Raw genomic sequence first — 21172 nt, forward strand, 5'->3', positions numbered from 1 at the left:
TGAGCGACCGGCATCCGACTCAGGTGTGCTCGATCGACACCTCGTCGAGCGCCGCCACGATCTGTTCCGGGAGGTCGACGTCCTCCGACTCGAGCAGCGCCGCGAGCTGGGTGGGGGTGCGCGGCCCGATGATCGGCGCAGCCACCGCCTGACGATCCCGCACCCAGGCGAGCGCGACGACGGCTGGCGCGACCCCGAGCCCGGCGGCCGCGGTGCGCACGGCCTCGACGACACCGCGGGTGTGCTCGCCCACGTGCTTGGAGGCGAACCGCCCGAACTCCTCGGAGGCCAGGCGCGAGTCGGCGGCCACGGTGGTGCGGTAGCGACCGGCCAGCACCCCGCGCCCGAGCGGTGACCACGGGAGGAGCCCGAACCCCAGCGCGGTGCCCGCGTCCACGAGTTCGTGCTCGGGGGCCCTCGCGACGAGGCTGTACTCGACGGAGTTGGCGACGAGCGGCACCCCGGATGCCGTGAGCAGGGACATCGTGCGGGCCGCCTGCCAGCCCACGTGGTTCGACACCCCGACGTAGCGCGCCCGCCCGGACTCCACGGCCCACAGCAGGGCGCTGACGGTCTCCTCGATGGGGGTGTTCTCGTCCCAGGAGTGGGCGAGCCACACGTCGACGTGGTCGGTGCGCAGCCGGCGAAGCGAGGTCTCGAGCTGGTGCATCATGGCCCGCCGGGAGCAGTCCACGACCCGCGTGCCCGTCGCCCGGCTGATCCCCGACTTCGTGACGATCACGACCTCGTCGCGGTCCGGGCCCTGGAGCAGATCCCCGAGCAGCTCCTCGGAGGCCCCTCCCGCGTAGCCGTGGGCCGTGTCGATGAGCGTCCCGCCCGCTGCCCGGAAGAGGCCGAGCAGGTCGCGAGCGTCCTCGGGGGAGGTGCGGGTGCCCCACGCCATCGTTCCGAGGCCGAGCCGGGAGACGGCCAGACCGGAGGCACCGAGGCGGCGGGTGAGCATGGCGGGCACCTTATCGCCCGAGGCCCTCGCTACCGTGGAGGCCATGGACCTCGCGATCACCTGCGGCTACGCCGGCATGGGACTTGGCACCGACACCCTCGAGCTCGTCCAGGTGGCCGAGAGCCTGGGGTACAGGCAGGCGTGGGTGGCCGAGGCGTACGGGTCCGACGCACCGACCGTGCTGGCCTGGTTGGCCGCGCAGACGAGCACCATCGGTCTCGGTGCCGGCGTCATGCAGATCCCGGCGCGCACCCCGGCGATGACCGCGATGACGGCCGCCACCCTCGACACCCTCTCGCAGGGCCGGTTCCACCTGGGGCTGGGGGTCTCCGGGCCGCAGGTGAGCGAGGGCTGGCACGGGGTGCGCTTCACCTCACCGCTGCAGCGCACCCGCGAGTACGTCGACGTCGTGCGGATGGCCCTGCGCCGCGAACAGGTCACCTACGCCGGTGAGCACGTGACCCTGCCGTTGCCGGACGGGCCTGGAAAGGCCCTGCGCCTGACGATCAGGCCACCGCGGCCCGACCTGCCGATCTACCTCGCCGCCGTCGGACCGCGCAACCTCCGCCTCGCTGGTGAGGTCGCCGACGGCTGGCTCGGCATCTTCTTCTCGCCGGAACACAGCGCCGACATGCTGGATGCCGTCCGCGCGGGACGTGGGGTCCGCGCGGCTTCCGAGGGAGCGCCGGCGGGCGACGTGATGGCCGGTTTCGACGTCGTCGTCACCGTGCCCGTCGTCGTCACCGATGACCTCGAGGCAGGGCGCGCCGCCGTGGCCGACTACACCGCGCTCTACATCGGCGGCATGGGCAGCCGGAAGCAGAACTTCTACAACGCGCTGGCTCGCAGGATGGGCTTCGACGACGCGGCGGACGAGATCCAGGACCTCTACCTCGCCGGTCGTCCCCGGGATGCCGCGTCGGCCGTCCCCTTCGAGCTCGCCGACGCCACGGCGCTCATCGGCCCACCCGAACGCATCGCCGAGCGCATCGGTCGGTACGCGGACGCCGGGGTGAGCACGCTGAGTGTCGCCCCGTTCGCGGCCAGCACCGCGCAGCGAGCCGAGGTCCTGAGGACGGTCAAGACGGCGTTGGGCACCAGCGCGCGCGGCGGCGGGACGTCCCGCGTCGGCGGATAGGATCGGCAGGTCCGTCCCCGCACACTGTTCAAGGAGATCAATGTCCCTCGCCGCACCGGCCTTCGACGTCGTCATGCTCGGAGGGGACATCGGGGTCTACTCGCTGGCTCGAGCCTTCCACGAGGCATTCGGGGTGCGTTCGACGGTCATCTCGAGGATCGCGACCGGCCCGGTCGACTCGGCGATCATCGACAACGTGCTGCTCGGTGCCGAGGCCAGCAACGAGGACCACATCGCCGAGCTGCTGCGCCGGGGCCGGGAGCGGACCGCAGCCGAGGCTGCGCTCGGGCGCGAGGCGACTCCGGTCATCCTGCTCGCGAACACCGACGGCTACTCGCGCCTGTTCGCGGCCCACCGGGCCGAGCTCGATGCGTTCTACCGCATCTCCCTGGTCGACGTCGCCACCCTCGACCAGATCTCCGACAAGGGCCGCTTCGCCGAGGCCTGCACCGAGATCGGGGTCCCCACCCCGATCACCCACATCGAGGACTTCTCCGGGGCCGGGGAGCCGGGCTGGGCCCCGTCGCCGATGACCATCCCGTTTCCCGTCGTCGCCAAGGCCGCGGCATCGAGCGTCCACGAGCTCGTCGACTACCCGGGCAAGAAGAAGGTCAACTTCATCCAGACCCCGGCCGAGCTGGACGACCTGTGGACCCGACTGAAGGATGCCGGGTTCCGCGATCGCTTCATCGTCCAGGAGCTCGTGCCCGGTGACGACACGTGGATGCGGTCGGTCACCGCGTACCGCGACCACCGCGGATCGGTCACGCTCATGTGCACCGCCCAGGTGCTCCTCGAGGAACACACCCCGTCGGCCCTGGGCAATCCCTGCGCGATGATCACGACCCCGTTCCCCGAGGCGATGGCGCACGCGCGCAGCCTCCTGGACCACCTGGACTACCGCGGCTTCGCGAACTTCGACGCCAAGGTCGACCCCCGCGACGGCTCCTTCCGCTTCCTCGAGGTCAACCCCCGCATCGGGCGGAACAACTACTACGTGACCGGCGCCGGCGCCAACGTGGCCCGATTCATCGTGGCCGACCTGATCGAGGACCGCGCCGCCGAACCGGTGACCGTCACCAACGAGATCGTGTACTCCGTGGTGCCCAAGAAGCTCCTGCTGCGCTACATCACCGACGAGACGCTCCGACGCCACGTCAAGCAGGTGATGCGCAAGGGCATCGTCCACCCGCTGCGCTACCGGGCAGAGGGACCCAAGCGCCGCGCCTACGTCCTGGCCGCGAAGGCCAACCACGTGAAGAAGTTCCTCACGTACTACCCGCGGCCCACCGAGAGCGGCTTCTGAGACCCTGTCTACAGCCAGCCACTGCGCTTGAAGGCCCGGTAGAGGCCGGCGCACACGGCTGCCATGACCCCGAGCACCACGAAGTAGCCGTAACGGAACTCGCCGTCACCGAGCCGGACACTGGCCGTGAGTTCGGGCATGAACTCGAAGTTCATCCCGTAGATGCCGGCGATCATCGTCGGGACGGCGGCCATGGCCACCCACGCCGAGATGCGCCGCATGTCGTTGTTCTGCTGCACGCTCACCTGCGCCAGGTGCGCGCTCAGCACGTCGGTGAGGAGGCGGTCGTAGGAGTCCGCGTGGTCGATGACCGCCTGCAGGTGGTCCGAGACGTCGCGGAACAACAACCGGAGCTCCGCCTCGGTGACCCTGGACGCGGCATCCGCGTGCAGTGAGTGCAAGGGCGCCGCGAGCGGGACCGCTGCCCGACGGAACTCCAGGACCTCCCGCTTGAGCCGGTAGATCGTCGAGGAGTCGACGCCGTCCCCGGAGAACACCTGCTCCTCGATGTCCTCGAGGTCGGTGCCCAGCTCCAGCTCGATGTCGCGGTAGGTGTCGACGATGGTGTCCACGATGGCGTGCAGGACCCCCATCGGGCCGTGGCGCAGCAGCGCGGGCTCCTTCTCGAGCCGTTCTCGCAGGCCGGCGAGCGGGCTGGCCTCGCCCCGGCGCACGGTGACGAGAAAGTGGTCCCCGATGAAGCACATCAGCTCACCGGTCTCGATGTCCGAGGACTCCTCGAGGTACCGCAGCGGCTTCAGGACGACGAAGACGGTGTTGTCGTACAGCTCGACCTTCGCCCGCTGGCGCCCCTTGATGGCGTCCTCGACGGCCAGCGAGTGCAGGCCCAGCTCGTCGTTGACCTCGTCGAACTCGGCCTGGGTGGGGTCCTTGAGGCCCACCCACAGGAAGTCACCCGGCGCGCCCTCCTCGCGAAGGGTCGCCAGCTCGTCACTGAGGTCCATGCAGGGCCGCCGGGCACCGCCGACGTAGATGGCCTGGTCCACGATCACGCCTCGCATTGTGTCCGATGGGGGCGCGCCGGCATACAGTCATCCCGTGGCCATCGTCCTGCTCCTGCGCCACGGGCACTCCACCGCCAACGAGCAGGGGATCCTCGCAGGCTGGACTCCCGGTGTCGGCCTCACCGAGCAGGGCCGGCGCCAGGCCTCGGACGTCGCCCGCCGGCTGTCGTCGGTGACGCTCGCGCGGGCCGTGGCCAGTCCGCTGCAACGCTGTGCCGAGACCGCCGCCCTGGCCCTTGCGGGTGCCGACACCACACCCGAGACCGACGACCGCCTCGGCGAGTGCCACTACGGAGCCTGGACCGGCCTCCACCTGGCCGAGGCGGCCAAGGACGACCTCTGGCGGGTGGTTCAGGACGACCCCGCCGCCGCGACCTTCCCACCGCACGACGTCTTCCGGGCCGAGTCGCTGCTCACCATGGCGCAGCGCGTCGTGGGTGCCGTGCGGGAGCTCGATGCCGAGATCGAGGCGGCCCACGGCTCGGATGCCGTGTGGCTGGCCGTGAGCCACGGTGACCCCATCAAGGCACTCGTCGCCGAGGCCGTGGGCGCCGGGCTGGCCGGCCTGCAGCGCGTGCGCGTCGACCCGGGCAGTCTGAGCGTCGTGCAGATCACGCCCACGCGGATGGTCCTGCTGGCGAGCAACACCACTCAGGGCGACCTCGCCCCCCTCGTGTCCGTGCCGCGGCACACCCCGGCCGGAGACGGTGCGGTGGGTGGCGGCGACGGTGGGTCGAGGCCCGAGGACCCCGAGCAGAACGGCCAGCACGGCACCTGATGGTGGCCGGCGGCCCCGCCGGTCGTTAGGCTTGTTGCAAACAAGTCGCAACAACTGCCCAGGCAGGAGCCTGCATGCACGTCCCCGACGGATTCCTCGACGCGCCGACCTCGGTGGCCACCGCTGCGGTGGCCGTCGTCGCCGTCGGCGCGTCGCTGCGCGGTGCCCGCCGTGAGCTCGACGACCGCACCGCCCCGCTGGCCGGCCTGGTCGCGGTGTTCATCTTCGCCGCGCAGATGCTCAACTTCCCCGTGGGGGTCGGCACCTCCGGCCACCTCATCGGGGCGACCCTCGCCGCGGTCCTCGTCGGCCCGTGGACGGCGACGCTGTGCATGACGGTCGTCCTCACCGTGCAGGCGCTGCTCTTCGCCGACGGGGGAGTGAGCGCCCTGGGCACGAACATCGTGCTCATGGGGGTCGTCGCGGTCTGGGTGGGCTACGGGGTCTTCCGTCTCGTCCTGGCGCTGCTGCCACGAATCCTCGCCTCGGTCAGCGCCGCGGCCGGTGTCGGCGCCCTGCTCAGCGTGCCCGCGTCAGCGCTGGCGTTCGTCGGCCTGTACGCCGTCGGTGGGGCCACACCCCTGCCGCTCGGCGCGATGGCCGCCGCGATGGGTGGCTGGCACCTCGTCATCGGTCTGGGTGAGGCCGCCATCACGCTGTTGGCGGTGAGCAGCATCCTGGCCGCGAGGCCCGACCTCGTGCACGGCGCCGCGGGCCGGCTGCCGACGCTCGAGCTCAGGACGACGGCGGTGAGCGCATGAGCACCGCAGGCACCTCCACCGACACCCGCCCCGAACGCACGAGGCGGTCCACCAGAGCCGTGATCGTCGTCGGAGTCGTCATCAGCCTGCTCCTCGCCGGGCTCGTCTCCTCCTACGCCTCCGGCCACCCCGACGGCCTCGAGTACGTGGGGCAGAGCCTCGGTTTCGGCGAGTCCGCCCGTGACTCCGCCGTCGCCGGGTCGCCGCTCGCGGACTACGCCGTCTCCGGGGTCGACGACGCGCGGCTCTCGGGTGGCCTCGCCGGAGTGGTCGGCGTGCTCGTGACCGGTGCGCTCATGGCAGGCGTCCTGCTGCTGGTCCGGCGCTCGTCGCGCCGCCGTCGCTGAGGTGGGCGGGGGGCACTCGCGACACCTGCACGTCGCCGGGCACACACCACTGCACCGGATGCCGGCGCACGCCAAGCTGGTCGGTCTGCTCACCTTCGTCCTCGCCGTCGTCTCCCTTCCGCGCGGTGCCCACTGGCCGCTGCTCGGCATGCTCGCGGTGGCCGTCGGGGTGCTGGCCTCGACCCGGGTCCCGTTCTCGCTCCTGCTTCCTCGGATGGTGGTCGAGGTCCCGTTCGTCGTCTTCGCCCTGGTGATGCCGTTCGTCGCGCTCGGCCCGCGGGTGCAGCTGGGGCCGCTGGAGGTGTCCGGGCCCGGCCTCGAGGCGGCCGTGACCCTGCTGCTCAAGGGCACCACGGGCGTCCTGGCGGCGATCGCGTTCGCCGTGACGACCCGCCCTCGTGACCTCGTGCTGGCCCTGCAGCACCTGCGCTGCCCGGACCAGCTCGTGCTGATCGTGGCCTTCATGGTTCGCTACACCGATGTCGTCATCGACCAGATGCGCCGCATGAGGGTGGCCCGCGAGTCCCGAGGCTTCGTGGCACGCTCACCTCGCGCCTGGCCCGCGCTCGCCTCGAGCTCGGGTGCCCTGTTCATCCGCAGCTACGAGCGCGGCGAACGGGTCCACCTGGCGATGCTGAGCCGCGGGTGGTCCGGACGGCACCCCGCCACCGTTCCCCTCGCCGCCACGCCAGCGCAGTGGGCCCTGGCCCTCACCCCGGCCACGATCGCGCTCATCACCTCCGTGCTGGTGTGGGCGCGATGAGCGTGCCCGTCCTCGACCTGCGCGGGGTCGCCTACTCCTACCCGGGGGGCCATCAGGCACTGTTCGGGGTCGACCTGCACGTGCACCGCGGCGAACGCGTGGCCCTGCTCGGTCCCAACGGTGCCGGCAAGACCACCCTGGTCCTGCACCTCAACGGCATCCTCGTCCCCGGCGCCGGGACGGTCACGGTCTCGGGCCTGCCGGTGTCCCGCGACAACCTCCTCGAGGTCCGTCGACGCGTCGGCATCGTCTTCCAGGACCCGGACGACCAGCTGTTCATGCCCACGGTGCGCGACGACGTCGCCTTCGGCCCGGCCAACCTCGGGCTGCGCGGCCCCGAGCTGGAGTCACGTGTCGTCGAGGCACTCACCCTCGTGGGGGTCGCGGACCTCGCCGACCGGGCCCCGCACCACCTGTCCTTCGGGCAACGCCGCCGCGTCGCGATCGCCACCGTGCTCGCGATGCGACCCGAGATCCTCGTCCTCGACGAACCGTCGTCCAACCTCGACCCCGCGTCCCGCAGGGAGCTCGCCGAGATCCTGCGCTCGCTCGACGTCACCGTGCTCATGGTCACCCACGACCTGCCGTATGCCGTTGAGCTGTGTGAACGCTCCGTCGTGCTCTCCGAGGGCTCGGTCGTCGCCGACGGTGCCACCCGCACCGTCCTCGCAGACGCCGACCTCATGGCTCGACACCGCCTCGAGCTGCCGACGGGCTTCTCGATCTAGGGTGGTGTTCATGCCCACCACCGTCTTCGACCCACCCGAGCGCTTCGTCGCCGGGACCGTGGGGCCACCCGGTGGCCGCACCTTCTTCCTCCAGGCCAGGGGGGAGGGCCGGCTCTACTCGGTGTCCCTGGAGAAGGTCCAGGTGACCGTGCTCGCCGACCGGATCAACGACGTCCTCGACGAACAGGCCGACGGCCTGGCCACCGAACCCTTCGGCGACGGTGACGTCGACCCGCTGGACACCCCGATCGAGGACGAGTTCCGCGTCGACACCCTGTCCCTGGCCTGGGACCCCAACCGCCGCGTCATCATCATCGAGTGCCACGACCAGGACCCTGCCGAGCTCGAGGGTCTCGACACCACCGAGCTCGAGGAGCTGAGCGGTCTCGCGCCGCTCGTGGACCAGCAGGTCACGAGCCTGCGGGTCGTCCTCACGCCGGTGCAGGCTCGTGCCTTTGCCCGCCGGTGCGCCCGCGTGGTGAGCGCCGGCCGTCCGGCCTGCCCGTTCTGCGGCCAGCCGCTGGACCCGACCGGTCACATCTGTCCTCGTGCCAACGGCTACCGACGCTGAGCTCGTCGACCTGCTGACGGCAGGCACGCTCACTCCCGTCGGCCGGCTCGTCAACTCCTCGAACGGTGCCCTGCTCTGCTCGGTGCAGGGCCCGGACTGCGACGCCGAACCGCTGCTCGCCATCCACAAGCCGGAGTCCAGCGAGCGGCCCCTGTGGGACTACCCGGACGGCACGCTCGTCGCCCGTGAACGGGCTGCCTACCTCGTCAGCACCGCCGGAGGTTTCGGGGTCGTCCCGCCGACGGTGCTGCGCGAGGGCCCGTTCGGCCCCGGCTCGGTCCAGCTGTGGGTGGGGCCGCTGGAGGGGGAGCGAGAAGTGCTCGTCGACGTCACCGCAGCCGAGGCGGTACCCCCGGGTTGGCTCGTCGTGCTCGAGGGCGAGACCCCGGAGGGCGAACCGGTCGTCGTGTCGCACAGCCCGGAGCCGGCGCTGCGCACCGTGGCCGTGCTCGATGCGGTGCTCAACAACTCCGACCGCAAGGGCAGCCACCTGATGCGGGAAGGGTCGATCGTGCGCGGGTGCGACCACGGTGTCAGCCTCGGGGTGGAACCCAAGCTGCGCACGGTCCTGTGGGGGTGGGCCGGCGACGAGATCCTCGACGCCGACCTCGCGCGCCTCGACGCCCTCGGGCAGGCCCTGGCAGGCTCACTGGCCACCGATCTGGCGGCGCTGCTCACGGTCGTCGAAGTTGCCGCACTGAGGGACAGGGTCAGCACCCTGCTGGCCACGCGACGGCATCCGCTGCCGACTCCGGGGTGGCCGGCGATCCCGTGGCCTGCGCTGTAGCCAGCGGCACGTAGTCTTGCCCGGTGAAGTCGTGGCCCTCGCCGTTCGTTCCCGCCGTTCCCGGTCAGGGTGAGCCTCTCGCCCTCTACGACACCCAGAGTCGCTCGGTGCGACCGGTGCAGGCCGGCCCGGTGGCCCGCGTCTACGTCTGTGGCATCACCCCGTACGACGCGACCCACCTCGGGCACGCCGCGACGTACGTGACCTTCGACCTCGTCGGCCGTGCCCTGCGCGACGCCGGGCACGAGGTCGAGTACGTGCAGAACGTCACCGACGTCGACGACCCGCTGCTCGAGCGGGCCGCTCGCGACGGGCGCGACTGGCGCGAGCTCGCGACCTCCGAGATCGACCTCTTCCGGGAGGACATGACCGCGCTGGGTGTCATCCCCCCGATGGCCTACATCGGTGTCGTCGAGGCCATGCCCGAGATCAGGACCGCCGTGCGCTCCCTCATCGAGAGCGGCGCCGCCTACGGGGTCCCGGTCCCGGCGGCCGAAGGCACCGGGCAGGACGTCTACCTCGACCTCGGGCAGGCCCCGTCATTCGGCAGCGTCTCGGGGTGGACCGAGGAGCAGATGGATGCCGTGTTCGGCGACCGCGGCGGCGACCCCGAGCGCGTCGGCAAGCGCCAGCGCTTCGACCCGCTGCTCTGGCGCGCGGCCCGCGAGGGTGAGCCCTCCTGGGACGACGAGGTGCTGGGCGCAGGCCGCCCCGGCTGGCACATCGAGTGCACGGCGATCTCGCTCGGGCACCTCGGACACCCGTTCGACATCAAGGGCGGCGGCAGCGACCTCGTGTTCCCGCACCACGAGATGAGCGCCGTGCAGGCACTGGCGCTCACCGGTGGCGACGTGTTCGCCCGCCACTACGTCCACCAGGCGATGGTGGGCTACCAGGGCGAGAAGATGAGCAAGTCCAAGGGCAACCTCGTGCTCGTCTCGCGGCTGCGTGCACAGGGCGTCGACCCGATGGCCATCCGCCTCGTGCTGCTTGACCAGCACTACCGCACCGAGTGGGAGTACACCCCGGCCCTGCTCGAGGCCGCCGTGACGCGGTTGGCCCGGTGGCGTGAGGCGCTCTCGGTCAACGAAGGTGCCGACCCGGCATCCACGATCGCGGCGGTTCGCGCAGCGGTGGCCGACGACCTCGACACGCGGGCAGCCCTGGGTGCGGTCGATGCGTGGGCCGACGCCACCCTGGCCGGCCAGTGGGACGACGCCGCAGCCCCCGGGGTGCTCGCGCGCAGCATCGACGCGATCCTCGGCATCCGCCTCTGAGGGGACTCAGTCCTCGTCGGTGCCCCGTCGGCGCAGGTAGCGCTCGAACTCCTTGGCAATGGCGTCACCGCTGGCCTCGGGCAGGTCGGCGGTGTCCTGCGCCTCCTCGAGGCTCTCGACGTACTCGGCGACCTCGCTGTCCGACGACGCGAGCTCGTTGATGCCACGTTCCCAGGCGCGTGAGTCCTCGTCGAGGTCGGCGTGCTCGATGGGGGCGTCGAGCAGTTCCTCGAGGCGGCTGACCAGGGCGAGCGTGGCCTTGGGTGAGGGGGAGTGACCGGCATAGTGCGGGACCGCGGCCCACGCTGAGACCGACGGGATGCCGACCTGGGTCGCGGCATCGGCCAGAACGCCGACGATGCCGGTCGGCCCCTCGTACGTGCTCATCTCGAGGTCGTGGCGGTGGCGGGTGTCCTCGCTGTCCGAGGTCGCGGAGACCGGGATCGGCCGGGAGTGGGCGACATCAGCCATGAGAGCGCCGAGGGTGATGACCATCGACACGTCGGTGGCCTGCGCGAGCTCCATGAGCTCGATCGCGAAGGCGCGCCACCGGAACGACGGCTCGACACCCTGCACGAGAACGACGTCGCGCCCGAGCGAGGTGTCGGTCGCGACGAGCACCCGCGTCGTGCGCCAGCTGATCCGTCGTTTGCCCCCCTCGAGGAGGACTCGCGGACGGTTGACCTGGAAGTCGTAGTAGTCCTCGGGGTCGAGGGCGGCGACGACCTCGGCGTCCCAGATCTCGGCAAGGTGCTCGATGACCGCACTGGCGGCCTCGCCGGCGTCGTTCCACCCCTCGAACGCCGCGATCATCACCGCGTCCTTCAGCTCGGGCAGGTCGTCGAGCTCGATCACCGGGGCCTCCTCGTCGTCGGAGCACCACCCTACGGCTCCGTAGACTGATGTCTCATGAGCCTCCCCGCAGCAGTCCTCTGGGACATGGACGGAACCCTCGTCGACACCGAGCCCTACTGGATCGCCGCGGAGCACGACATCGTCGAGGAACACGGTGGGACGTGGACCGAGGAGCTCGCCCACCAGCTCGTCGGCCAGGACCTCCTCGTCGCGGCGACGTTCATCCGGGACAACTCCGCCGTCGACTGGTCTCCCGAGCGGATCGTCGACGAGATGCTCGGTCGGGTCATCGGCAAGGTCAGCGAGCACATCCCGTGGCGGCCGGGTGCCCGTGAGCTGCTGGAGGCCCTCAAGGCCGAGGGGGTCCCGAGCGCGCTGGTCACCATGTCGTGGCGCTCGTTGGCGGATGCCGTGCTGGGCGCCCTGCCCGAGGGCACCTTCGACGTCGTGGTCACCGGCGACGAGGTGTCGCACGGCAAGCCGCACCCGGAGCCGTACCGGGCCGCCGCCCGCTTGCTCGGCGTGTCGCCGGAAGACTGCGTGGCGATCGAGGACTCACCGACCGGGGTGCGGTCAGCCGTCGCAGCGGGCGTGCCGACGCTGGCCGTGCCGCACGTCGTCTCCGTGCCCGAGATGGCGGGCGCGGTGCACCTAAACTCGCTGGCCGGGCTCACCCCGAGCCGGGTGGCCGAGCTCGGTCGTCAGGCCCAGGCGTCGGTGTCGGCGAACACCTGACCGGGTGCCCGACGTCCGGATCTGGCCATGAGCGGACGTTCGTAGCTGCGCCGTCGGACGTGCAATGGCGCTTGCTCAGCGCCCCGCTGAGCGTGGCGCCCAAGGGGCTCGGGCCGCTTTGCACGTCCGGCGGCGCAGCCGTACGGAACTGGCCAGACACCGATCCTGAGGGAAGTCTCTACGTAGCCGCGTTCAGGGAGGCGCCAAGAACAAGACGCACGTCAACACCCGGGATGGCAGAGTGTCACCTGTGAGTGGATCCCGGGTGACGGATTCGGCGCCGCGGGTGCACGGCACATCGTTGTGGTTGACCTGGGCGGCGTTCGTGCTGGCGGTGTGCGCCGCCCTCGCGGTCTTCGCCTACCTTCAGCCGGCACGCAACGGCACGTGGGTCAGTCTTGCCGTTGCCGTCAACGTCTTGTTCGCACCGCTTCTTGCACGGCCGCCTTGGACACGCGGACGCATCCTGGTGAGCGCTCTCGTCTGGCTCGTGCTCGGCTTCCTCGGGGGGTACTTCTTCGGCACCCCCGTCGTCTACGCCGGTGTCCTCCTGGGCGCGGCGACACTGGCCGAGCAGCTCGTGCGGCGGGTACGGCTGACAGCCCCATCCACGTGCGTCAACTGGCTGATCAGACCGCGGAGCCTCGACCACGTCCCAGACGCCGGTTGGCGTCCATCACTCCGTGGCGCACCGCAAGGCGGATCACGAAGTACAGGATCAGGGCTGGAACGACCAGAAGGACCAACAGGTAGAGAAGCTCGAGGGGGTGCGGTGCCATGCCCACGACCGTACCGGTCACCCGCGCTCAGTCTGTGGCCAGCGCAGACACGCCTCAGGACGAGTTGCCGTCCCCACTGGAGATGACCCGGCCGCCCTCGCCGTTGCTGTTCGGCATGTAGTTGCTCCCCGGCGGGCGGTTCGAGGGCGGGCTGTCGGCTACGAGCCGCTCCAGGGCGTCCTTCAGGCGCCGCAGCAGCCCCGGGCCGCGCTGTGCACTCGGAGCATGCTTCCCGTGCACGTGGGTGGCTACGCCCTCGGCCACGATGAAGCCGCCCACGGCATCAGCCGCGGTACCGGTGCCAACCATCCCCGGAGCCGCAGCCATCGTGGGGTTGTAGTGGCGGTCGCACAGCCGCTCGCCGCTGGGCCCCGTGGCACTGGCTTCCATCCGGCACTTCGAGCACCTCATGACGACCTGCCTTCCCCCGGAACGCCGTCGGCCCCGGTAGGCAATTCTACCAGCGTGGAACTCGGCAGACCCGGGATTCAGTCGTCGGCAGGGACCACCTCACCCGAGCGGGCCGGGTCGAGCGCGAGCAGCCCAGCACGCTCCGGAAGCGGGGGAGGAGTACCGCCCCATGCGGGACAGAGGTCCTTGAAGTCGCACCAGTCACACAGCTTGGAGGTGCGCGGGCGCCAGTCACCGGTGCGTGCGGCGTTCGCCACGGCATCCCAGATGGCCCGCACGTTGCGCTCGACCCCGCGCAGGTCACGCTCGTCAGGGGAGTAGCGCACCACCTCGCCGTTGCCGAGGTAGACGAGCTGGAGCAGCGCCGGGATCGTGCCGTGGATGCGCCACAGCACCAGCGCGTAGAACTTCATCTGGAACAGGGCCTTGGCCTCGAAGAGCTCGCTCGGGGAACGGCCGGTCTTGTAGTCGACGACCCGCATGGCCCCGTCCGGGGCGACGTCGAGCCGGTCGACGTACCCGCGCAGGGTGAGCCCCTCCACCTCGGCCTCGACGTAGAGCTCGCGCGCGGCCGGCTCGAGGCGGGTCGGGTCCTCGAGGGTGAACCACTGCTCGACCAGGGCCCCGGCAGCGGCATACCAGCCCTGCTCGGTGAGCTGCTCGTCGTCCTCGATCATCGTCGCGAGCTCGGGCCGCTCCTCGACCAGCGCCTGCCAGCGCGGTTCGACCAGGGCCAACGCCGCCTCGGGGGTGCGCTCCTGCGCCGGAAGGTCGAAGAGGTGCTCGAGCACCGCGTGCACCAACGTGCCGCGGGCCGCAGCAGGGGAGGGCGGACCCTCCAGCTTGTCGATCGTGCGGAAGCGGTAGAGCAGGGGGCACTGCTTGAAGTCCGCGGCGCGGCTCGGGGACAGTGCGGGATTCATGGGGCACACGCTATGCCGAGCCACCGACACCGGTGCCACGGCATCCACAGCCTCGGCACCCACGCCAACGGCATCAGTCCTCGGGCTGGTACCCCAGGTTCGGCCCCAGCCAGCGCTCGGCCGTGCGCAGGTCCCAGCCCTTGCGCTCGGCGTAGGACTCCACCTGGTCGCGCCCGAGCCGGCCAACGACGAAGTACTGGCTGTCAGGGTGGGCGAAGTACCACCCCGACACCGACGCACCGGGCCACATGGCCATCGACTCGGTGAGCCGGATGCCGGTGCGCTCCTCCCCACCGAGCAGCGCCATGAGCGTCTCCTTCTCGGTGTGCTCGGGGCAGGCCGGGTAGCCCGGCGCTGGCCGGATGCCGGCGTAGCGCTCGTGGATCAGGTCGTCCATCGACTGGTGCTCGTCGGGTGCGTACCCCCACAGCTCACGGCGAACCTTCTCGTGCAGCCGCTCGGCAAAGGCCTCGGCAAGGCGGTCGGCCAACGACTCGAGCAGGATCGCCGAGTAGTCGTCCAGGTCGGCCTTGAACGCCAGGAGACGCTCCTCCAACCCCAACCCGGCGGTCACGGAGAAGGCGCCGACGTGGTCGGCGATACCGGTCTCCTTCGGGGCGATGAAGTCGGACAGGCACTTGTTCGACACCCCCTCACGGTGCTGACCCTGCTGACGCAGCCCGCGCAGGGTGGTGAGCACGGTGGTGCGTGCCTCGTCGGCATAGACCTCGATGTCGTCGCCCACCCCGTTCGCCGGGAAGATCCCGACCACCCCGCGAGCGTGGACCCAGCGCTCGCGCTCCATCCGGTCGAGCATCGCGTTGGCGTCGGCCAGCAGCGACCGCGCCTGCTCCGACGTCGCGGCGTTGTTCAACACGTCGGGGTAGCGGCCCTTGATCTCCCAGGCCCCGAAGAACGGCGTCCAGTCGATGTAGGGCCTCAGCTCGGCCAGGGGGAAGTCCTCGAAGACCCGGGTGAACTGGGTCGCGGCCCGGTGCCAGTGTGCATCGGGACGACCGGACCACCGGTCGGCGCTCTGCTGCGCCAGCAGGTGGGGCCGCATCGGACGGTAGGAGGCCCAGTCGAGCACGGGCCGGTTCGCCCGGGCCTGCTCCAGCGAGGCCAGCGGCCGCTCGCCGGCCTTGGCGGCGTGCCGTGCCCGGATCGCGTCGAAGTCGGCGCTCACGCCGTCGAGGAAGGCACCCCGCTGCTCGTCGGACAGCAGCTGGCTGACCACGGGCACCGAGCGCGACGCGTCCTTCACCCAGACCACCGGCCCGTGGTACTTCCCGTCGACCTTCACGGCCGTGTGGGCCCGTGAGGTCGTCGCCCCGCCGAGCAGCAGCGGGATCTCGAAGCCCTGACGCTCCATCTCGGCCGCGACCCGCACCATCTCGTCCAGGCTCGGGGTGATCAGACCGGACAACCCGATGATGTCGGCCCCGACCTCCTTCGCGGTGTCGAGGATCTTCTGGGTCGGCACCATGACCCCGAGGTCGATGACGTCGTAGTTGTTGCACTGCAGCACCACACCCACGATGTTCTTGCCGATGTCGTGCACGTCGCCCTTGACCGTGGCCGTGACGACCAGGCCCTTGCTCTTCAGGCGGGCGGCCTCGTCCTTCTCCGCCTCGATGTACGGGATGAGGTGGGCCACCGCCTTCTTCATGACCCGCGCCGACTTCACGACCTGCGGCAGGAACATCTTGCCGTCGCCGAAGAGGTCACCGACGACGTTCATGCCGTCCATGAGCGGCCCCTCGATCACCTCGAGCGGACGCCCACCCGCAGCGGCGATCTCGAGGCGCAACTCCTCGGTGTCGTCGACGACGAACTCGTCGAGCCCCTTGACCAGCGCGTGCGTGATCCGTTCGCGCACCGGCAGCGAGCGCCACTGCTCGGCCGCCGCATCGGCCACCTCCCCGCTGCCGCGGTACTCCTCGGCGATCTCGAGAAGGCGGTCCGCGGCATCCGGACGGCGGTTGAGCACGACGTCCTCGATCGCGTCGCGCAACCTCTCGTCGACGGTGTCGTACACCTGGAGGGCCCCGGCGTTGACGATCCCCATGTCCATCCCGGCCTTGATGGCGTGGAAGAGGAACACGGCGTGGATGGCCTCGCGCACGACGTTGTTGCCGCGGAAGCTGAACGAGACGTTGGAGACACCCCCGGACACCAGGGCGTGCGGCAGGTTCTCCTTGATCCACGCCGTGGCCGAGATGAAGTCGATGCCGTAGGCCGCGTGCTCCTCGATGCCCGTGGCCACCGCGAAGATGTTCGGGTCGATGATGATGTCCTCGGCCGGGAAGCCGACCTCGTCGACGAGCAACCGGTAGGCGCGGCCACAGATCTCGCGGCGCCGCTCGAGGTTGTCGGCCTGCCCCTGCTCGTCGAACGCCATGACGACCACCGCGGCGCCGTACTTGCGCGCGAGCCTGGCCTGGTCGAGGAACGCCGCCTCGCCCTCCTTCATGGAGATCGAGTTGATGATCGGCTTGCCCTGGGTGACCTTGAGCCCGGCCTCGATGACCTCCCATTTGCTCGAGTCGATCATCAGCGGCACCCGGCAGATGTCGGGCTCGGTCGCGATGAGCTTGAGGAAGCGGTCCATCGCCGCGACCCCGTCGATCATGCCCTCGTCCATGTTGACGTCGATGACCTGCGCGCCGGCCTCCACCTGCTGGCGGGCGACCCCGAGAGCGGTGGGGTAGTCCTCCTCGGTGATGAGCCGTCGGAACCGCGCCGACCCGGTGATGTTGGTGCGCTCGCCGACGTTGACGAAGAGGCTGTCACCGTCGATGACGCACGGCTCCAGACCGGCCAGGCGCAGCGCGGGGGGCACGTCGGCTGGTGGCCGCGGCACGCCGTGGGATGCCGCCTGCGCGATCGCCGCGATGTGGTCCGGCGTGGTGCCGCAGCAGCCCCCGACGATGTTGACCAGGCCAGATGCCGCGAACTCACCGACGACGCGCGCCATCGCCTCGGGTGTCTCGTCGTACTCACCGAAGGCGTTGGGCAGCCCGGCGTTGGGGTGCGCGGAGACGAAGCAGTCGGCGATCCGGGACAGCTCGGCGACGTAGGGACGCAGCTCGCCGGCACCGAGGGCGCAGTTCAGGCCGATGGCCAGCGGGCGGGCGTGGCGCACCGAGTACCAGAAGGCCTCGGTGACCTGGCCGGAGAGGGTGCGCCCGGACGCGTCGGTGATGGTTCCCGAGATCATCACCGGCCAGCGGCGCCCGTGCTCCTCGAACAGGGTCTCCAGGGCGTAGATCGCCGCCTTGGCATTCAGGGTGTCGAAGATCGTCTCGACGAGAAGCACGTCGGCACCGCCGTCGACGAGCCCTCGCGCCTGCTCGAGGTAGGCCTCGACGAGCTCGTCGAAGGTGACGTTGCGGGCCCCGGGGTCGTTGACGTCGGGGGAGATGGATGCCGTGCGGTTCGTCGGTCCCAGCGTCCCGAGGACGTACCGCGGGCGGTCCGGGGTGCGGGCCGTCATCGCGTCGCACTCGGCGCGCGCGAGCGCGGCCGCCGCGACGTTGAGCTCGTAGGCGACGTCCTGCATGCCGTAGTCGGCCAACGAGATCCGCTGCGCGTTGAAGGTGTTGGTCTCGAGCAGGTCCGAGCCCGCTTCGAGGTAGGCCCGGTGGATGGCGGTGATGATGTCGGGCTGGGTGAGCGCCAACAGGTCGTTGTTGCCCTGTTGGTCGTCCTGGTGGTCGGCGAACCGGTCGCCCCGGTAGTCGGCCTCGGACAGCCCGTACCCCTGGATCATCGTGCCCATCGCCCCGTCGAGCACGAGGACCCGCTCGCGCAGGGCGGCGGTGAGGTCGGAGGTGGCGTCCGGGCGGTGGGCAGCAGTCACGTCGAGTCGTCTCAGTCAGGGTTGAACGGGCAAGGGCAAGTATGGCGCGACCTCACGTAGGGTCCGTGGCATGCCCGATCCGCAAGCACCATCCGGCTCGATCCGGCTCGGCCGGGTTGCCGGGGTGCCGGTCTACCTGGACCGCACCTGGCTGATCCTCGGTGCCTTCATCGCGTGGACGGGCTGGCAGGCCGGCCGTGACCTCGGGACGACGACGGGGATCGCGTATGCCGGGTGGCTCGTCCTCGGCATCCTGACCGCCGTGCTGGGGCACGAGATCGCGCACGCCGTGGCCGGACGGATGCTGGGTTTTCGCGTGCACCGCATCGTCGCCACGCTGTGGGGTGGGCACACGTCCTACGACGGAACCGGGTCGACCCCGGGACGGGCTGCGGCGATCGCCGTGAGCGGCCCGCTGGCCAACCTCGGCCTCGCGGGGATCGGCTGGATCGGCCTTCAGGCGCTGACCGGGCCGGTGGCGCAGTTCGTGCTCTGGTGGTTCGTGGCCATCAACCTCCTGCTCGCCGCGTTCAACCTCCTGCCCGGCCTTCCACTGGACGGTGGGCAGGTCGTGCACTCCCTGGTGTGGAAGGTCAGCGGTCGGCGGGACACGGCGCTCCTCGTCGCCGGCTGGCTGGGTCGCCTCCTCACCGTCGCGGTCGTCGTGTTCTTCGCCGTCCTACCCGTGGTCCAGGGCGTCGTCGACCCCTTCCGGCTGCTCCTGGTCGCCGTGATGGCGTGGGTCCTGTGGTCCGGCGCCACGGCGGCGCTGCGTCGAGCCCCCTTCGAGCGGCTGCTCGACCGGCTCGACGCCGAGGAGGTCATCGAGCCGGTCGGGATCGTGCGCGCCGACACGCCCGTCGGCCACCTGATCGGGGCTGACCGCCGTCTGCTCGCCATCGACGACCGTGGGGTGCCGATCCTGCTGGTGCCGACGGCATCCGCCGACGTCCCCGACCTCACCACCCTCGACCCGGCCACCCCGGTGTCCTCCCTCCTCGTGCGGCTGCCCGACACCTCACTCATCGAGCTCGCCCCCGGTGCCAGCGTCGAGCCGCTGCTGCGTGCGATGGCGCTGTCCGGCAACGGGGTGGTCGTCGTCGTCTCGAACGGTGCGGTGCGGGGCCTCGTCACCGCTGACCGCCTCAACGCCGTGGCCGAACGCCACCTGCGTCGCAACTAGACTCCCCGCCCATGACCTCACCGACCGGCGCCGAGCTGCGGCGTGGCCCCTTCACCGCGGGCGAGCGCGTCCAGCTGACCGACCCCAAGGGCCGCATGCACACCATCGCCCTGGCCCCGGGCAAGCAGTTCCACACCCACCGGGGGTACCTCGCCCACGACGACCTGATCGGTGCCCCTGACGGCTCGACGATCAAGAACACCGCCGGCGTCGAGTACCTCGCGCTGCGCCCGCTGCTCGCCGACTACGTGATGTCGATGCCCCGGGGCGCCGCGGTGATCTATCCCAAGGACGCCAGCCAGATCGTCATGATGGCCGACATGTTCCCGGGTGCGGTCGTCGTCGAGGCCGGGGTCGGCTCCGGAGCGCTGTCGATGTCGCTGCTGCGGGCCGTCGGCGAGACCGGTCGGGTGCACTCGTTCGAGCGTCGGGAGGACTTCGCCGAGATCGCCAAGGCCAACGCCCGCGAGTACTTCGGCGGTGACCACCCCGCGTGGACCGTCACCGTCGGTGACCTCGTCGAGGCGCTGCCGCGCACGGTCGAGAACGCAAGCGTCGACCGGGTCGTGCTCGACATGCTGGCGCCGTGGGAGTGCCTCGAGGTCGTCGCCGACGCGCTCACCCCGGGCGGGGTGCTGCTCTGCTACGTGGCGACAGCCACCCAGTTGTCCAAGGTTGCCGAGGCCATGCGCGACGCCGACCTGTTCACCGAGCCACAGGCCTGGGAGACGCTGGTGCGCGGCTGGCACCTCGAAGGCCTGGCCGTCCGTCCGCAACACCGGATGCACGGGCACACCGGGTTCCTCATCACCACCCGCCGCCTCGCACCGGGGGTCACGCCCCCGCTGCGCAAGCGCCGCCCGGGCAAGGGGTACGTCACGGGCGAGGAGGCGACCGAGCAGGACTGGACCCCCGAGGCCATCGGCGAGCGGGTCCCCTCGGACAAGCGCGTGCGCCGCGTCGTGCGTTCGGTGACCGACACCTCACCGCTTCCGTGACGCACGCGGGTTATCGTCGACCATGAGCACCGACGAGCCCACGGCCGAGCAGGCGGGCACCCGCGAGAGCCTCGAGGCCCAGCGGGAGTCACTCGAGGCCGAGATCACCGCCCTGCGCGCCCAGGGGCAGGCCAGGCCCGCCCAGCTGCGCACCCTCGAACGTGACCTCGCCGGGCTGCGGTCCCAGCTCGCGACGATGTCCGCGCAGAACGAACGACTGGTGCGCACGCTTCGGGACGCCCGGGAGCAGATCGTCACGCTGAAGTCCGAGGTCGACCGGCTCGCCCAGCCCCCCGCCGCCTACGGCATCGTCATCGAGACCTTCGAGGACGGCACCGCCGACATCCTCACGAGCGGGCGCAAGATGCACGTTGCCGTCAGTCCTTCGCTCGACGCGGACACCCTCCAGGCCGGCCGCGAGGTCATGCTCAACGAGGCGATGAACGTCGTCGCGGTGCACGGGTACGAGACCGTGGGCGAGATCGTGCTCTGCAAGGAGGTCCTGGAGGACGGTCGAGTGCTCGTCGTCGCCCAGGCCGACGAGGAGCGCGTCTGCCGGATGGCGGCCTCCCTCGACGGTGAGACCGTGCGCGCCGGCGACGCCCTGCTGCTGGAGTCGCGCTCGGGGTTCGTCTTCGAGCGGATCCCCAAGGCCGAGGTCGCCGACCTCGTGCTCGAGGAGGTCCCCGACATCGACTACACCGACATCGGTGGGCTGAGCGGGCAGATCGAGGCCATCCGGGACGCCGTCGAGCTGCCCTACCTGCACCCCGACCTCTACACCGAGCACCAGCTCAAGCCCCCGAAGGGGGTGCTGCTCTACGGCCCGCCCGGCTGTGGGAAGACGATGATCGCCAAGGCGGTCGCGGCCTCGCTGGCCCGCAAGGTCGCCGAGAAGGAGGGCCGCGAACCCGGCAAGTCCTTCTTCCTCAACATCAAGGGCCCCGAGCTGCTCAACAAGTACGTCGGCGAGACCGAGCG

21 protein-coding genes are annotated in these 21172 nt (G+C 70.8%); 14 read left to right on the forward strand and 7 right to left on the reverse strand.

All coding sequences use genetic code 11. From position 1 onward, the window contains the following. Positions 1-19: 19 nt before the first annotated feature. Positions 20-964 carry an aldo/keto reductase gene (locus tag PLL68_RS05650; protein ID WP_324532461.1) on the reverse strand — a complete coding sequence of 315 codons (945 nt, stop codon included), beginning with the start codon at positions 962-964 and terminating at the stop codon, positions 20-22. A 43-nt stretch (positions 965-1007) separates the two neighbouring features. Here PLL68_RS05650 and PLL68_RS05655 point away from each other — a divergent pair, with 43 nt between their 5' ends. Together PLL68_RS05655 and PLL68_RS05660 are read left to right on the forward strand one after the other, a co-directional pair. Then, positions 1008-2102 (forward strand): LLM class F420-dependent oxidoreductase, encoded by a 1095-nt coding sequence (locus PLL68_RS05655; protein ID WP_324532463.1) that lies wholly within the window; start codon positions 1008-1010, stop codon positions 2100-2102. A gap of 40 nt (positions 2103-2142) precedes the next feature. Next, complete coding sequence (locus PLL68_RS05660; protein ID WP_324532465.1) at positions 2143-3408, forward strand: carboxylate--amine ligase; 1266 nt, start codon at positions 2143-2145, stop codon at positions 3406-3408. Positions 3409-3416: 8 nt separating this feature from the next. On the opposite strand, the gene corA is transcribed toward PLL68_RS05660, so the two are convergent. Continuing rightward, a complete protein-coding gene (gene corA, locus PLL68_RS05665) occupies positions 3417-4421 on the reverse strand; it encodes a magnesium/cobalt transporter CorA (RefSeq protein WP_324532466.1) in 1005 nt (334 codons plus the stop codon). Positions 4422-4467: 46 nt separating this feature from the next. Here corA and PLL68_RS05670 point away from each other — a divergent pair, with 46 nt between their 5' ends. The 8 genes from PLL68_RS05670 (at position 4468) to mshC (ending at position 10445) form a co-directional block, all read left to right on the forward strand. Beyond that, positions 4468-5211, forward strand: a complete 744-nt coding sequence (locus PLL68_RS05670; RefSeq protein WP_324532468.1) for an MSMEG_4193 family putative phosphomutase — start codon at positions 4468-4470, stop codon at positions 5209-5211. 74 nt (positions 5212-5285) lie between these two features. Further along, complete coding sequence (locus tag PLL68_RS05675) at positions 5286-5972, forward strand: energy-coupling factor ABC transporter permease (RefSeq protein ID WP_324532470.1); 687 nt, start codon at positions 5286-5288, stop codon at positions 5970-5972. Then, positions 5969-6319 carry a PDGLE domain-containing protein gene (locus PLL68_RS05680; RefSeq protein ID WP_324532472.1) on the forward strand — a complete coding sequence of 117 codons (351 nt, stop codon included), beginning with the start codon at positions 5969-5971 and terminating at the stop codon, positions 6317-6319. Before PLL68_RS05675 ends, PLL68_RS05680 begins: the two co-directional genes overlap by 4 nt. A 1-nt stretch (position 6320) precedes the next feature. Continuing rightward, entirely contained in the window at positions 6321-7082 is a 762-nt protein-coding gene (gene cbiQ, locus PLL68_RS05685; protein ID WP_324532474.1) for a cobalt ECF transporter T component CbiQ, read from the forward strand. Continuing rightward, a complete protein-coding gene (locus PLL68_RS05690) occupies positions 7079-7810 on the forward strand; it encodes an energy-coupling factor ABC transporter ATP-binding protein (RefSeq protein ID WP_324532476.1) in 732 nt (243 codons plus the stop codon). The genes cbiQ and PLL68_RS05690 overlap by 4 nt, the downstream gene beginning before the upstream one ends. A gap of 10 nt (positions 7811-7820) precedes the next feature. Then, on the forward strand, positions 7821-8381 hold the full coding sequence (locus tag PLL68_RS05695; RefSeq protein WP_324532478.1) for a DUF3090 domain-containing protein: 561 nt from the start codon (positions 7821-7823) through the stop codon (positions 8379-8381). Continuing rightward, on the forward strand, positions 8359-9168 hold the full coding sequence (locus tag PLL68_RS05700) for an SCO1664 family protein (RefSeq protein WP_324532480.1): 810 nt from the start codon (positions 8359-8361) through the stop codon (positions 9166-9168). Before PLL68_RS05695 ends, PLL68_RS05700 begins: the two co-directional genes overlap by 23 nt. Before the next feature lie 23 nt (positions 9169-9191). Next, the gene (gene mshC, locus PLL68_RS05705) at positions 9192-10445 is read left to right on the forward strand and encodes a cysteine--1-D-myo-inosityl 2-amino-2-deoxy-alpha-D-glucopyranoside ligase (protein WP_324532482.1); all 1254 of its coding nucleotides are present in this window, start codon (positions 9192-9194) and stop codon (positions 10443-10445) included. A gap of 6 nt (positions 10446-10451) precedes the next feature. Here mshC and PLL68_RS05710 read toward each other — a convergent pair whose 3' ends face one another. Further along, positions 10452-11300, reverse strand: coding sequence for a PAC2 family protein (locus PLL68_RS05710; protein WP_324532484.1), 849 nt, complete (start codon positions 11298-11300; stop codon positions 10452-10454). Positions 11301-11354: 54 nt separating this feature from the next. On the opposite strand from PLL68_RS05710, the gene PLL68_RS05715 reads away from it, so the two are divergent. Next, a complete protein-coding gene (locus PLL68_RS05715; RefSeq protein ID WP_324532486.1) occupies positions 11355-12035 on the forward strand; it encodes an HAD family hydrolase in 681 nt (226 codons plus the stop codon). A gap of 629 nt (positions 12036-12664) precedes the next feature. Here the strand turns inward: PLL68_RS05715 and PLL68_RS05720 are convergent. The 4 genes from PLL68_RS05720 to metH all read right to left on the reverse strand — a co-directional run bounded on the left by PLL68_RS05720 (position 12665) and on the right by metH (position 18010). Next, the gene (locus PLL68_RS05720) at positions 12665-12814 is read right to left on the reverse strand and encodes a hypothetical protein (RefSeq protein ID WP_324532488.1); all 150 of its coding nucleotides are present in this window, start codon (positions 12812-12814) and stop codon (positions 12665-12667) included. Between the two features lie 54 nt (positions 12815-12868). Continuing rightward, the gene (locus PLL68_RS05725; RefSeq protein WP_324532490.1) at positions 12869-13204 is read right to left on the reverse strand and encodes a hypothetical protein; all 336 of its coding nucleotides are present in this window, start codon (positions 13202-13204) and stop codon (positions 12869-12871) included. Positions 13205-13302: 98 nt separating this feature from the next. Beyond that, positions 13303-14148 carry a RecB family exonuclease gene (locus tag PLL68_RS05730; protein WP_324532492.1) on the reverse strand — a complete coding sequence of 282 codons (846 nt, stop codon included), beginning with the start codon at positions 14146-14148 and terminating at the stop codon, positions 13303-13305. Between the two features lie 73 nt (positions 14149-14221). Next, entirely contained in the window at positions 14222-18010 is a 3789-nt protein-coding gene (gene metH, locus PLL68_RS05735; protein ID WP_324532493.1) for a methionine synthase, read from the reverse strand. A gap of 70 nt (positions 18011-18080) precedes the next feature. On the opposite strand from metH, the gene PLL68_RS05740 reads away from it, so the two are divergent. The 3 genes from PLL68_RS05740 to PLL68_RS05750 all read left to right on the forward strand — a co-directional run. Further along, positions 18081-19193 carry a site-2 protease family protein gene (locus tag PLL68_RS05740; RefSeq protein WP_324532495.1) on the forward strand — a complete coding sequence of 371 codons (1113 nt, stop codon included), beginning with the start codon at positions 18081-18083 and terminating at the stop codon, positions 19191-19193. 11 nt (positions 19194-19204) lie between these two features. Continuing rightward, positions 19205-20191: a tRNA (adenine-N1)-methyltransferase gene (locus PLL68_RS05745; protein ID WP_324532497.1), complete on the forward strand. Its 987-nt coding sequence runs from the start codon at positions 19205-19207 to the stop codon at positions 20189-20191. 22 nt (positions 20192-20213) lie between these two features. Further along, positions 20214-21172: AAA family ATPase (locus tag PLL68_RS05750; RefSeq protein ID WP_502910677.1), on the forward strand; the 959-nt coding region annotated here is incomplete at its 3' end.

The organism is Ornithinibacter sp. (genome assembly GCF_035443565.1).
GTDB lineage: Bacteria > Actinomycetota > Actinomycetes > Actinomycetales > Dermatophilaceae > Fodinibacter.

Coding starts and splice junctions, on each gene's coding strand:
- PLL68_RS05720 (WP_324532488.1), bottom strand. CDS start 12,814: ATGGCACCGCACCCCCTCGAGCTTCTCTACCTGTTGGTCCTTCTGGTC.
- PLL68_RS05680 (WP_324532472.1), top strand. CDS start 5,969: ATGAGCACCGCAGGCACCTCCACCGACACCCGCCCCGAACGCACGAGG.
- PLL68_RS05740 (WP_324532495.1), top strand. CDS start 18,081: ATGCCCGATCCGCAAGCACCATCCGGCTCGATCCGGCTCGGCCGGGTT.
- PLL68_RS05725 (WP_324532490.1), bottom strand. CDS start 13,204: ATGGAAGCCAGTGCCACGGGGCCCAGCGGCGAGCGGCTGTGCGACCGC.
- PLL68_RS05650 (WP_324532461.1), bottom strand. CDS start 964: ATGCTCACCCGCCGCCTCGGTGCCTCCGGTCTGGCCGTCTCCCGGCTC.
- PLL68_RS05655 (WP_324532463.1), top strand. CDS start 1,008: ATGGACCTCGCGATCACCTGCGGCTACGCCGGCATGGGACTTGGCACC.
- PLL68_RS05675 (WP_324532470.1), top strand. CDS start 5,286: ATGCACGTCCCCGACGGATTCCTCGACGCGCCGACCTCGGTGGCCACC.
- PLL68_RS05695 (WP_324532478.1), top strand. CDS start 7,821: ATGCCCACCACCGTCTTCGACCCACCCGAGCGCTTCGTCGCCGGGACC.
- PLL68_RS05690 (WP_324532476.1), top strand. CDS start 7,079: ATGAGCGTGCCCGTCCTCGACCTGCGCGGGGTCGCCTACTCCTACCCG.
- PLL68_RS05715 (WP_324532486.1), top strand. CDS start 11,355: ATGAGCCTCCCCGCAGCAGTCCTCTGGGACATGGACGGAACCCTCGTC.
- PLL68_RS05745 (WP_324532497.1), top strand. CDS start 19,205: ATGACCTCACCGACCGGCGCCGAGCTGCGGCGTGGCCCCTTCACCGCG.
- PLL68_RS05730 (WP_324532492.1), bottom strand. CDS start 14,148: ATGAATCCCGCACTGTCCCCGAGCCGCGCCGCGGACTTCAAGCAGTGC.
- PLL68_RS05660 (WP_324532465.1), top strand. CDS start 2,143: ATGTCCCTCGCCGCACCGGCCTTCGACGTCGTCATGCTCGGAGGGGAC.